Annotated in this window: 10 protein-coding genes; all 10 read left to right on the top strand. The window is 64.3% G+C overall.

Annotated elements, in window-relative coordinates; genetic code table 11:
- Positions 1 to 57 precede the first annotated feature (57 nt).
- On the top strand, positions 58 to 1,512 hold the full coding sequence (locus ACW73L_RS15430; RefSeq protein WP_498923270.1) for a complex I subunit 4 family protein: 1,455 nt from the start codon (positions 58 to 60) through the stop codon (positions 1,510 to 1,512).
- A gap of 13 nt (positions 1,513 to 1,525) precedes the next feature.
- Complete coding sequence (locus ACW73L_RS15425; protein ID WP_498923269.1) at positions 1,526 to 4,810, top strand: DUF2309 domain-containing protein; 3,285 nt, start codon at positions 1,526 to 1,528, stop codon at positions 4,808 to 4,810.
- Positions 4,803 to 6,365 (top strand): NADH-quinone oxidoreductase subunit 5 family protein, encoded by a 1,563-nt coding sequence (locus ACW73L_RS15420; RefSeq protein ID WP_498923268.1) that lies wholly within the window; start codon positions 4,803 to 4,805, stop codon positions 6,363 to 6,365. Before ACW73L_RS15425 ends, ACW73L_RS15420 begins: the two co-directional genes overlap by 8 nt.
- Positions 6,366 to 6,370: 5 nt before the next feature.
- Positions 6,371 to 7,900, top strand: coding sequence for a complex I subunit 4 family protein (locus ACW73L_RS15415; RefSeq protein ID WP_498923266.1), 1,530 nt, complete (start codon positions 6,371 to 6,373; stop codon positions 7,898 to 7,900).
- A 46-nt stretch (positions 7,901 to 7,946) separates the two neighbouring features.
- Entirely contained in the window at positions 7,947 to 9,488 is a 1,542-nt protein-coding gene (locus tag ACW73L_RS15410; RefSeq protein WP_498923264.1) for a complex I subunit 4 family protein, read from the top strand.
- Between the two features lie 123 nt (positions 9,489 to 9,611).
- Entirely contained in the window at positions 9,612 to 10,259 is a 648-nt protein-coding gene (locus tag ACW73L_RS15405; RefSeq protein WP_498923262.1) for a carbonic anhydrase, read from the top strand.
- 80 nt (positions 10,260 to 10,339) lie between these two features.
- Entirely contained in the window at positions 10,340 to 10,987 is a 648-nt protein-coding gene (locus tag ACW73L_RS15400) for a carbonic anhydrase (protein ID WP_139558936.1), read from the top strand.
- Between the two features lie 121 nt (positions 10,988 to 11,108).
- Complete coding sequence (locus ACW73L_RS15395; protein WP_129884656.1) at positions 11,109 to 11,624, top strand: peptidylprolyl isomerase; 516 nt, start codon at positions 11,109 to 11,111, stop codon at positions 11,622 to 11,624.
- 203 nt (positions 11,625 to 11,827) lie between these two features.
- Entirely contained in the window at positions 11,828 to 12,268 is a 441-nt protein-coding gene (dksA, locus tag ACW73L_RS15390; RefSeq protein ID WP_129884657.1) for an RNA polymerase-binding protein DksA, read from the top strand.
- 18 nt (positions 12,269 to 12,286) lie between these two features.
- The gene (gene gluQRS / locus ACW73L_RS15385) at positions 12,287 to 13,234 is read left to right on the top strand and encodes a tRNA glutamyl-Q(34) synthetase GluQRS (RefSeq protein WP_498923348.1); all 948 of its coding nucleotides are present in this window, start codon (positions 12,287 to 12,289) and stop codon (positions 13,232 to 13,234) included.
- Positions 13,235 to 13,427 lie beyond the last annotated feature (193 nt).

The following is a 13,427-nucleotide window of genomic DNA, read 5'->3' as shown; positions in this document are numbered from 1 at the left end:
CAGGAAGTCCGCTCGGTCGCCAACCGTCACAGCAGAAACAGCACCGCTCCCGACCTCGTGAAGATACTGAGCGTCATTCTGTGGGCCCCGGTCGTCGGTGCGCTCCTAATCGCCTGCGTGCCGGCACAGCGGACCCGTATCGTCCGGGCCATCGCACTCGGTGCGGCCACCGCGACACTGTTTCTGGCCGCCAGCCTCCCGTTCTCGTTCGATAGCGCATCGGCCGATCTTCAGTTCTTCGAGCGCCGCGCCTGGAACCCCGCGATGGGCAGCTTCTACGCGCTCGGCGTCGACGGCATCTCGCTGCCGATGGTGCTGCTGTCCAGCCTGCTGTCACTGGTCGCGACGATCGCATCGTCGACCATCCACCGAAACGTCAAGGGCTATTGCATCTGGCTGCTCGCACTCGAGTTCGGGATGCTCGGCGTCTTCATGGCGCAGGACTGGGCTCTGTTCTACGTGTTCTGGGAACTGACGCTGATTCCGCTGTTCTTCCTGATCGACCTCTGGGGCGGACCCTACCGGCATAAGGCCAGCCTGAACTTCGTGCTGTACACGATGGGAGGCTCGGTGTTCATGCTGCTGGCCCTACTTGCCGTCTACAAGTCCTCGCCGGACAACTCGACGGCGATGGATTCGATGATCACGGCCGCCCGCGCACTGCCACCGGGGACGCAGTTGCTGGTCTTCGGCGGACTGTTGCTGGGCTTCGGCGTGAAGATGCCGCTGTTTCCCATCCATGGCTGGCTGCCGCTGGCGCATGTCGAAGCGCCGAGCCCGGTCAGCATCCTGCTGTCCGGGGCCTTGCTGAAGATGGGCGCCTACGGGCTGCTGCGAAGTTGCGAAATGCTCCCGGCGGCCGCCGTGGAGTTCCAGCCCTGGCTGCTCGCGATCGCGCTGATCACCGTCATCTACGGCGGCCTCATCGCCTGGCGGCAAACGGACCTCAAGGCGATGATCGCTTACTCATCGATCAGCCATATGGGGCTGGTGCTGTTCGGTATTGCCAGCCTGAACCTGACGGGTCTGCTCGGTGCCACACTGCAGATGAGCGCCCATGGACTGGTCGGCGGCGCGCTGTTCCTGCTGATCGGTCTGCTGTACGAGCGGACGCATACCCGCGAGATCGGTGATTACAGTTCACTGATCAAGGTCACACCGCGTTTCGCGGCCCTGACGACGCTGACCCTGCTGGCCGCCGTGGGTCTGCCGGGCAGTTTGAGCTTCGTCGCAGAGCTGCACGCGCTGATCGGCGGCATCCAGCGGTCCGGCTGGTGGACCCTGCTGCTGTCCATCGGCATCATCGTCAGCGCAGCCTATGCCTTTCGAACAATCGGCAATCTCTTTACCGGCCCGGTGCGCCCGGCGATGGCGGCGGTGGAGGATCTGCGCCCGGCCGAGCTGTTGGCAGCCGGCACGCTGGTCGCAGGCATCCTGGGCTTCGGCATCGCGCCCGCACTGCCGCTGGACCTGATTACCGCATCGGTCGCCCGGCTGAGCGCGATCTTCTGAACGTGCGAGGCCCATGAACGCAGCCGCGCCCTCACCGAGCCCACCGCCGGACTCGCACACTGCGACTCGGCAGCGTGTCGCCGAACTCGTCGACCACCTCGACCACATTCTGCCCGCTCAAGCGCCCTTGCTGGACTTCGTCCATCACAACACGCTGCATGGCTATCAGCACCTGCCGTTTGCACAGGCCCTGAGCGAGCTCGAGCGCCTCACCGGCGTCCGGGCCTACCCGTCCGAAACGGCCTTCCGGGCCTGGTACGCGGCGCAGCGTATCGAGCAGGAGGATCTCGATGCGGTACTGAGCCAGGCGACGGATCTGGAACCGGATACCGTCGTCCTGGAAATTGGGGCGACGAAGGTGCGTCGCCGTGAGCTGTACCGTCTCGCGATGGTCTATGGCATCGAGCCGACGACCCGAGAAGCACTGCGGTGGATGAGCCGGGAGAGCGGTATCTTCGATCGCATCATGGATGACATCCCCCCCGGGGCGCGTCACCGGCTGCTGCAAGCCATCAAGACCGAAACCATTCCGTCAGCGGGACCCGTGCCCGCTCCGCGCACCTTCGTCCGCGCCCTCTGGGCAGCCTGTGCCGAAAAGCTTGGATTGGCGGCGGCCGGCCTGGATCCGGAGGGGGCGCTCGATCCGATGATCGACGAGGTCCCGGGGTTGCCGCCCAAGGAGTCCGTCATTGCCGACCGGGAGGCAGAGCAGCTCAGCCGGGTGGGACTTGCGCTGGACCAGGTCGGCAAAACCCTCAGCCTGCCGGCGCTGATCGGCGAGTTGACGGGGCAGAGCGCCATCGAGGCCCTGCGCCCTGACCTGATCCGCCTGTGTGCCGCCTTTCTGGACGAAGGTGTCGCGGCCTGGCAACCGACGAACCGCCGCGACGGCCTCTACGCGGTCTGGCGGGACTCGGTCGCACGAGGCCTGTCGATCCGACCGTCTGCGCTGCGCCCGAACGAACTTCCCACCGATGCGCTAGCCGCGATCGCGTCGGAACTGACGCGTCTTGGATTGCCCGAGGACCGCTGGGGCGGCTATCTCGCACGCGTCGCACTGGAGCTGCCGGGATGGGCAGGCCTGATCAATTGGCGTGGCCGGCACGCCGATTACCCCGCGAACACGGCGGCGCCCGCAAGTCTGGCCGATTTTCTGGCCGTGCGGCTGATACTGGACCGGTTCTGGTGCGACCGACTGTGTCAGGAAATCTGGGCGATCGAGGCGACACTTCCGGCTATACGCCGGTTTTTCCTGACGCATGCGGACGAGTTTTCGCTGCGGCGCGCACTGTACGGCGGGACCTTGGCCGAGGATCTCGCCGATGCAGTCCATCGCCTCATCGCCACGCCCGAGCCGACCGACCGGACCCGGCGGCAGTGGCAGGAGATCGGACGGCTGCACGACGCCCGACAGGGTAAGGACAGCGCCACGCCGCGCGCTCCCCAGGGACCGCATGAGAACGTCTGGCGCCTGTTTCGTCTGGCCCAGCACCTGGGGTTGACCGCCACCGAGGTTGGGACATTGCCGAAAATGCAGATCGAGCGTTTGCTGCGGCTGCTCGACGATTTCACACCGCAGCGCCGCGCCAATCTGTGGCTGCTGGCCTACGAACGGAACTACCGGCAACGGATCTTCCTGGCTTTGTCGGACAATCATGGCCAGGGCCGCTGGCAGCGCCGCGAGCACGCCCCGGACGTGCAGATCGTGTGCTGCATGGACGACCGGGAGGAAAGTCTCCGCCGACATCTGGAGGAGCGGAATCCGCGCGTGGAAACCTTCGGCGCCGCCGGCTTTTTCGGTGTGCCCATGTACTGGCAGGGCCTAGACGACACGCGGAAGACCCCGCTGTGCCCGGTCGTCGTGACACCTACCAACGAAGTGCATGAACTGCCACGAGCCGACGAGGCAAAGCGTCACCGCGCCCACCGCCGCTGGCATCGGCTTCGCACCTTGCGCGACGATCTGCTGCAGCACGAACTCCGCCGCAACCTCGTGTCCTCCTCGCTGCTGATCGATGCGCTGGCGCCGGGCTATCTGTTGGGCCTCGCGGCGAAAATCGGCGCTCCCGGTACCTTCCAGCGGTGGGCCAGGGCGGCTGCCTCGGCCCTGATTGCCCCGGTGCGCACGACGGTAACCGTTACCGCCGTTCAGGGAGAGGCACCACGGCTGGGATTCACCGACGAGGAACAGACCAACCGTATCGAAGCCTTCCTGCGCAACATCGGCCTGATCGACCACTTTGCCCCGCTCGTGGTCCTGCTGGGCCATGGGTCGAACAGCGAGAACAACCCGCACTTGGCAGCCTACGACTGCGGCGCCTGCAGCGGACGCCACGGCGGACCGAACGCGAGAGCCTTCGCGGCCATGGTCAATCGTCCGCAGACCCGACAAAGCCTGGCGGAGCGAGGCATCACGATTCCCGACGGAACCTGGTTCGTCGGCGCCGAGCACGACACCTGCAACGACGCCGTGCACTGGTTCGATGTCGAGGATTTGCCGCCCGTACTGCGCCCCGTGCAGCACGCCTTTCGCAAGGAACTGGACCTGGTCTGTCGCCTGTCCGCCCAGGAGCGCTGCCGCCGCTTCGCCTCGGCACCGCGCACGCCTGATCCCGGTCAGGCTCTGGCTCATGTCGGAAAGCGGTCCGCCGACTTCAGCCAGATACGCCCTGAGCTCGGACATGCGACGAACGCGGCGGCCTTCATCGGACGACGCGCGATGAGCCAGGGCGTTTTTCTCGACCGCAGAGTCTTCCTGATCTCCTACGATCCGACGGCGGACGACGACGGATCGTTGCTCGAGGGAATCCTGCTGGCGGTCGGACCCGTCGGGGCGGGCATCAACCTCGAATACTATTTCTCGACCGTCGCGGCCGATCAGCTCGGCTGCGGCAGCAAGGTACCGCACAACGTAACCGGGTTCTTCGGCGTCATGGACGGGGCGTTCAGCGACCTGCGGACCGGACTGCCGCGCCAGATGACCGAGATCCATGAACCCATGCGGCTGCTGATGGTCGTCGAGCAAAGGCCCGAGGTCCTGACCGCGATCTGTGAACGCCAGGCGCCTCTGCGGGAGTTGATCGCCAACGGCTGGATCGTCCTTGGCTGCCGGCATCCGCTCGACGGCTCGCTATGGCTGTTCGAGGACGGCTCCGGCTTCGTGCACTGGCGGCGACCCCAGGGTCAGACGCCGGTGTGCGCGGGCTCGGCCGATTGGTACTCAGGCCACACCGAGCCCTTGCCTCCGGCCCTGATTCGCGCGGATGCCGCAGCGGCGGAGAACCCGCGCCATGCTTGAAGCCCTGGCTGCCGGCATTCCCCTCTTTCCGCTCGTGGCCGCGCTGCTGATCGCAGCCGGGATGATCTCCGGACGATTGGGCGGAGAAGCCGGCGAGTGTTACACACGCCGCCTTGCCCTGGGCGCCGCGATGAGCTCGGCCATCGCGCTGCTGATCGTCATCGGCCTGCGCACCCGCGTAGCCATGCTGCCGCACCTGCGCCTGGGCACCTGGATCGCCAGCGGCCGGCATCGGATCGACTGCAGCCTCACACTGGACGCGCTCAGTCTGAGCTTCGCGATGCTGATCCTGCTGCTCGGTATCGCGGTGTTGCGCTTTTCGGGCAGCTACATGCACCGTGAGCCGGGTTTCCACCGCTACTTTCTGGTGATGAGCCTGTTCATCGGAGCGATGCTGATCCTCGCTCTCGGCGGCAACGGCCTGTTGACTTTCGCCGGCTGGGAAATTGCCGGCGTCTGTTCCTTCCTGCTGATCGGCTACACCCATGAGCGGCCGGTGGCCGTCGCAAATGCCAGCCGCGCCTTCCTCACCAACCGTGTCGGCGACATCGGCTTCCTGCTCGGACTGCTGCTGGCGGTGGTCTGGATCGGCGATCTGGAATGGCCGAAGCTGTTGCACGCGGCGCGCAAACTGCAGCCGCTCGCCGCCACCGGGCTGGCCTTGTGCTTTCTGCTGGCGGCCGCAGTCAAGTCGGCGCAGTTACCCTTCACTCCCTGGGTCACCCGGGCCATGGAGGGTCCGACCCCATCCAGCGCACTGTTCTACGGCGCGGTGATGATCCACGCCGGCGCCTTTCTGGTGCTACGCCTGCAACCGCTGTTCGAGCACTCGGTGCCGGCCATGTCCTGCCTGGTGGCGGTGGGCGCGCTGACGGCCTGCTACGGCTTTTTGACCGGTCTGACCCAGACCGACGTCAAGTCCTCGCTGATTTTCGCGACGGTTGCCCAGATCGGGTTGATCTTCCTGGCCTGCGGTCTTGGCTGGTGGACCTTCGCCACCGTGCATTTGTTCGCGCATGCCGTCGTGCGCGGTTTCCAGTTCCTGTCGGCACCGTCGTTGATGCACCGTGTCGCGGCGCGTCCAATGCGGCCGGTGCCCGCCTTTCTGGCTCACCGTCCCGGCCTTTACCATGCGGCCCTGCAGCGCTTCTGGATCGAAGCGGCCACCGACCGCTGGATCGTTGCCCCGGTGCAGCGCATCGCCGCCGATGTCGAGCGTTTCGACCGGGAGGTGGTCGAGCGCATCGTCGGCTTGCCGGTACCCGCGCTCGGCAGTTTATCGTCGGCCGCAGCCTGGGAGGAAAGCCGGCTGGCCGCGACGGGCGGCTCGGGACCGGACGCGCGCGAAGCCGGCGGCGTGATCCGCTGGATGGCCCATCAACTCGCGGTGGCGCTGCACTGGTTCGAGGAGAAACTGGTGCTGCAGGGGGTTGGAGCCGACCTCTGGAAGGGTTTCCGGCGCTTCGGTCAGCGTCTACGCGCGGTTGACGAAGCCCTTTGCCGGCCGCGGTATCTGATCCTGCTGGTGATCGCCACGCTGTTGTCCGTGAAGTAAACGAGATGACCGTCGCCGAAATTGGCTGGAAGACCCAGGCCGCATTGCCCGTGCTCAGCGCGCTGATCGCCACGCCCGTGGCCGGGTCTATCGTCGCGCTGCTGACCCGCAGTGGACGCCAGGCCGCGCTCGCCGGTCGGGTGACCAGCGCCGTCGAGATCGGGCTGGCCGTCATGCTGGCCTGGCGTTTCGACCGCTCCGTCGATGCGCTGCAGTTCGTGGAACAAGAGCGGCTCCTCGGACTGTTGCCTTTCCACCTCGGCGTCGACGGCATCAGCCTGCTGTTCGTACTGTTGGCCGCGCTGCTGCCATCTCTGCTCGTGCTCTACGAGGAAATCGTCCACGAACGCCCGCCAGGCCGTTATATCGCGCTGGTACTGGCCTGGCAGGCCCTGCTGATGGGCTTGTTGCTGTCCCTGAATCTGCTGCAGTTCTGGCTGTTGGCCTGCCTCGAAGTGCTGCCGCCCTTGCTCATCCTGAGGCACTGGAGCACCGGCGACGACAAGCGCACGCCGACGCGTCTGTACGGCCTGTTCCAGAGTGGCGGGCTGCTGATGCTGCTCTCGGGAGTGCTGCTGCTCGGCTGGAACCATGTCCGGATGGCGGACCACTGGTCGCTCGATTACCGCGATCTGCTGGCGGTACCCATCGCCGACTCCTGGCAGAACTACGCCTTCGTGCTGCTGTTCTACGGATTTGCCGTGCGGCTGGCACAGTTCCCGTTCCACGGATGGCTGCCACCCGTCGCACAGCACGGCACGCTGGCCACCGTGCCGGTGTTGGTCGTCGGGATCAAGATCGGCCTGTACGGCCTGCTACGCTTCGTACTGCCGCTGCTGCCGAATGCCGTGCTCAACTGGCAGAACTTCGTCGTGGGGCTGGGGGTCGCCGGGATCTTCTACGGTGCCGGTCTCGCGTTGATGCAGTTGGGTCTGCGGCGTCTGCTCGCCTTTTCGGCCATCAGCCAGACGGGCATGCTGCTGGTGGGCGTGTTCACGCTCGATCGGGAGGGACTGACCGGAACGCTGCTGCTGTCGGCCAACTTCGGTCTGGCAGCAAGCGGGCTGCTGTTCGCGACCGGGCTGGTGCACCGTCGCGCCGGATCGACGCTGCTGCCCCGACTGGGGGGCATGTTCGAAGCGATGCCGCTGCTCGGCATCACGTTCCTGCTCGCGGCCTTGAGTACGATGGCCATGCCCGGGACCCCCGGATTCGATGCCGCGCATCTGCTGCTCGACGGCGCCATCGGGGCCAGCGACTGGGGCATCGCCGCAGCGGTCGCGCTGGGGAACGTGCTGACCGCCGCGTTCCTGTTATGGGCTTTCCAGCGTATCTTCCTGGCCGAACGGAAGCGGCCGGCGGCCTGCCGGCCCGGCATCCCGCTGACACGGCCGGAGTGGCTGCTCGCCTCGATCGTGTGCCTGGCGCTGCTCGCCATCGGCTTTCACACGGAGCCCTGGGTCGCCATCGTCAGCAAATCGGTGGGCGGTCTGACAGCCGCTTACGCAGCACCGACGCACGGACCCTTACCGTGAGCGGCGCCCTGAATCCACCGTACGTCAAAGCCACGGATCCGCATTGATGGTTACCGGCTTGCCCCTCATTTCCCTATTGATCGCGTTCCCTTGCGTGAGTGCCGCCGCGCTGCTGCTGGTGAGAGAGCCCCATGCGGCCAGGGTCTGGGCACTCGTCGCGGCACTATGCGAGGTGCTGCTCGCGGGCTTGGTGCTGTTTTCCTTCGACGGCCAGTCGGACAAGTTCCAGTTCGTTGAACAGCACGCGTGGATCCCCAGCCTGCAGATCGACTACCTGGTTGGGCTCGACGGCTTGTCGGTGTTGTTTCCGGCCTGCACTGCCCTGTTGACCGTCGCCGTCATCGTCGGCTCGTGGACCAGCGTGCCCTCGATGGCCCGGCTGTATTTTGCGCTGATCCTGATGCTCGAAGGCATGACGATCGGAATCTTCTCCGCGCTCGACACCGCGCTGTTCTTCCTGTTCTGGGAGCTGAGCCTGGTACCGATCTACTTCCTGGTGAGTCTGTGGGGCTCGGGCCCCCGGCGGCGCTTCGTGGCCACGCAATACGCGCTGTACATGCTGATCGGCGGCATTCCAATCCTCTTCGCCTGTATCATCCTGGCGCTGCAGCATGCGACCAGCGACGATTTGCCCATCCCTGCGGGGCTGACGTTCAACTACCTGTCGCTGTTGTCGACACCCGCGGACACGGTCACTCAGACTCTCGTGTTCGTGCTGTTCTTGCTCGGCTTCGGGATCAAGATCCCGCTCGTGCCGTTCCACAGTTGGCTGCCCGGCATCGCGATGGAGGGGCCCGCCGGGTTGACCGCAATGATCACCGGTATCAAAGTCGGCGCCTATGGATTGCTCCGCCTGGGCATCCCCTTGGCACCGGAAGCCGCGCTCCATTTCGCCCCCTGTTTGACCGGGCTCGGCATCGTCGGCGTGTTTTATGGCGCGCTTTTAGCCTTGCGGCAACACAACCTGCGTACACTGCTGGCCTACGCGAGCATCAGCCATGTAGGGCTGGTTGTCGTCGCGATGTCGATCATGAACCTGTATGGGATCCAGGGCGCGGTGTTTCAACTCGTCAATTTCAGCCTGGTGTCCGGCGGACTCTTTCTGGTCGCCGGGTGCCTGCAGCAGCGTCTGGGCTCGACCGACCGGGTCCATCTCGGCGGGCTGGCCAGCCCGATGCCGCTGCTGACCGGCTTTGCATTCCTGTTCCTGGTGGCCGGGATCGGCATCCCAGGGACCAACGGCTTCATCGCCGAATGGCTGATGCTGCTGGGGATCTTCGAACACCATGGCGGTCTCAGTCTGGCCCTGCTGGTCGGCACCGTGCTCAGCGCAACCTATTCCTTTGGCTTTTTCCGGGTGGCCTTTCTCGGCCCTGGGATTCGACCCGGGGTCAGGCAGGCCCAGGATCTACGTCCTCGCGAACTGTTGCTGTTTGCCGGTCTCGCCGTGCTCGTAATCTGGCTGGGCGTGTACCCGCGCCCGCTGATCGCTACGCTGGATGCCGCGGCCGCGACGTGGGTCAAACAGGTTGGCGGCGGGCTCCTGGAGCAGCCCAGTCAGTTCGCGTCGGCCGCGCTGAACGATTGATGGTTTCGATACGATCCTATATAAAGGACTTTGGACAGCCGCTGTTGCCTGTTGGGATGGCAATACCTCGCAGCATCCGGCGATGCCAAACTGCGACCGGCTCGTAAACTACGGAGAAATCACGTGAAGGCTTTCGAAAGACTATTGCTAGAAAACAAGGCCTGGGTGGACGAGAAGGGCATCCAGGAACCCGAATTTTTCCGCCGACTGTCAAGGGAGCAGCGGCCGGATACGCTGTGGATCGGGTGCGCGGACAGCCGGGTTCCGGCCGAGATCATCGTCAATGCTCAGCCGGGCGAGATCTTCGTGCACCGGAACATCGCGAACCAGATCATCATGACCGATTTCAACAGCCTGAGCGTGTTGCAATACGCCGTCGACGTGCTTAAGGTCAGCGACGTGATCGTCTGCGGGCACTACGACTGCGGGGGCGTCAAGGCGGCGCTCAGCAAACAGAGCCCCGAACTCGTGGTCGTGAACAAATGGCTCATGCACATCAAGGATGTCTACCGATTGCATCGGGATGATATCGAGAACTACGCGACTGACAAGGAGAAAGCCAATCGCCTCGTCGAACTGAATGTCATCGAACAAGTTGTCAAGCTGACGCACACCTCGATCATTCAGCAGGCCTGGCGCCAGCACAATCGCCCCGTTCTGCATGGTTGGGTCTACGGCCTGGACGATGGCATGCTCAAGCAGCTGATCATGCTGCCGCCCGACACCCCGATCGAACCGATCTACCAGTACACCGAGACACTCCTGGCGTGAATGCCGGCGGACTCTGCGCAGCTTACCGAGAGCGGCACTGAGCGCGCGGATGACCCACGACGGTCCTTTGGAGCAAGCCGATGAAAGCGATCGAACGATTACTGCTGGAAAACAAGGCGTGGGCGGAAGAACACCTGTCAGCCGATCCGGAATTCCTGAACAAGCTGGGAATCGAACGGGAATGTGAAATCTTCTGGATCGGGTGTTCGGACAGCCGGGTACATGCCGATGAGATCACGAACAGCGAACCAGGCAGCATCTTCGTCCACCGGAATATCGCCAACAGCGTGATGACGACCGACATCAATCTGTTGAGCGCGCTGGAATATGCGGTCGACGAACTGCGTATCCGCCATGTCATCGTGTGCGGCCATTATGAATGCGGTGGCGTGCGCGCCGCCTTGAGAAAGACCCGTCCCGGACAATTCCTGCTGAACAAGTGGCTGAAGCAAATCAAGGACGTGTACCGCTTGCACCGGGCCGAGCTGGACGCCCTTGCGACGGAACACGAACGACAGCGGCGTCTCGTCGAGCTCAACGTGATCGAGCAGATCCATAACCTGGCGCAGACCTCGACCATCCAGCGCGCCTGGACGACCCGCAAGGCGCCGGAGCTGCATGGCTGGGTTTACGGCCTCGACGATGGCATCATTCGCGAGATCGCCCACATGGATGCCGACACCCCCCTCGATCCGCTCTACGAGTTCGAACTCGGTCCGCTGGCCTGACGCATTGTCCTCATTCACGCACTTTTGCCCTATGTCATACTTGAAACACTCACACTTGCCTTTACTGCCCCTGCTGGGGCTCCTGATTTCAACTCCGCTGGCCGCCAAGGAAACCCCCAAGATGACCGAACCGACCCAAGTCAAACTCGAAACGAGCCTGGGCACCATCACGGTGCAACTGGACAGTGCCAAAGCACCGGCTTCCACCGAGAATTTCATCGCCTACGTGAAGAGCGGGCATTACGACGGCACGATCTTTCATCGCGTCATCCCGGGGTTCATGGCGCAGGGCGGAGGTTTTACGGCCGACTTCAAGCAAAAGCCGACTAATGCACCGATCAAGAACGAGGCCGACAACGGTCTGAAGAACAAGCGCGGCACGATCGCGATGGCGCGTACCTCGGATCCCCATTCGGCCACCGCCCAGTTCTTCATCAACTATGTCGACAATGGCTTCCTGGACTACAAGAGTTCGACCCCGTCGGGGTGGGGCTATGCCGTATTCGGAGAGGTGACCGACGGGATGGACGTAGTCGATCAGATGGCCAAGGTACCGACCGGACCCGGCGGACCGATGCCAACCGATGTACCCAAGACAGCCATCGTGATCCAGAAAGCGACGGTCGTCACGCCCTGACCGTCCCTCCCTCTTGCATTCCTTCGCACTAGGCGTTGGTCCCCGAGCGGGGTGGTGACCCGGCTCAAGTCTTCGGCCGGCGCGCCGCCCATCGCAGGGTGGCCCCGGCCGTTGCCCTTTACCCGATCTACCGTCTTTGCTTGCGTGCGGTCGACGAAACTGCTATTTATACGCAATTTTTCGAGGCGCTTCAGGAGTCGAGCATGTCGAACGGTAACGCAACAGCCCCTCAGGTGGCTCCTTTCAGCTGTGTTCCGTACCAGCCGTCGGAAGGCGAAGAATATATGAGCGAAGGGCAGGTCGAGCATTTCCGCAAGATCCTGCACCAATGGAAAGACGAGTTGATGCGTGAAGTCGACCGTACCGTCCATCACATGCAGGACGAGGCGGCCAACTTCCCGGATCCGAACGACCGGGCAACGCAGGAATCCGAATTCAGCCTCGAACTGCGGACGCGGGATCGCGAGCGCAAGCTGATCAAGAAGATCGAGGAATCGCTGGAGAACCTCGAACGCGGGGAGTATGGCTACTGCGAAACGTGCGGCGTCGAAATCGGCCTGCGGCGCCTCGAAGCGCGTCCTACCGCGACCCAGTGTATCGACTGCAAGACGCTCGACGAACTGCGCGAACGACAACTTGGTTGATCAACGGCAGCCGCCCGGCTGCCCTGCACCATCCCGCTGCAAACCGCCACTCGCCCTCTGACCACCCGTTATCTGGGACGTTTTGCGCCCTCGCCTTCCGGACCTCTTCATCTAGGCTCCCTCTATACCGCGCTGGCCAGCTTCCTGCAGGCGAAGAGCCAGGGCGGGCAGTGGATGCTGCGCATCGACGACATCGATCCGCAGCGATCCCGGGCGTCGGCGGCCGACGCCATACTGCGAACCCTGGAAAGCTTCGGTCTGCTGTGGGATGGGGAGGTGGCGTTCCAGAGCCGGAACACCGGGCGCTATGCCGAGGCCCTCACGCAGTTGCAGGCGATGTCGCTGCTTTTCCCCTGCACCTGTTCCCGCAAATCCCTGACGGCGAATGCTGACTTGGCCGTCTACCCGGGGCATTGCCGAAGCAAGACTCTGGACGGGACGGAGGGCGCGTTTGCGCTGAGAATCAGGGCAGCCGATACGACCGTCTCGTTCATCGACCGTCTGCAGGGGCCCTTCGAACAAAATCTGGCGACCGACGTCGGGGATTTCGTGGTCAGGCGCCGGGATGGCGTCGTCGCCTACCATCTGGCGACAGTCCTGGACGACCATGAGGCCGGCATCACCGACGTCATGCGCGGCATCGACCTGCTGTCGTCTACCCCGCGACAGATCTACCTGCAGCGCTTGCTGGGGCTGTTCAGCCCGGCCTATTGTCACGTCCCGATACTCGTCGACCACCAAGGCCGAAAACTGAGCAAGAGCACCCGCGCGACGGCCGTCGACCTCCGTAGCCCGGGGCCGACCTTGCACCGCTTGCTGTGCTGGCTAAATCAAACGCCTCCGGCCGAACTGGCGCGCGAACCCGTCGGAGTGATCGTCGAATGGGCCCTGCAGCATTGGGACCCGACCCTGCTGACCGGCCGGGTGTTCATCGCACTGGAGGACCGGGCGCCCGAGGCGCTTTAGAAGTCCGAGACCCGGACGATCATGCGCAGACAACGCGTTAGCCGTTGCTGTCTCCCGGCGGCAACAAGCGCAGCAGGCGCTTCTCCAGATCGCTGGAAGCACGGCCCCGGCATAGCGCGTGCGGCAAAACGGTGATTCCCGGTGCGCGCCAGCGTGATCGCCGTGGCTTTGTACTGACCAAATCGCTCATCCG

The sequence above is a fragment of the Methylolobus aquaticus genome, from assembly GCF_054172105.1.
This window is presented reverse-complemented; position numbering and strand designations above follow the sequence as displayed.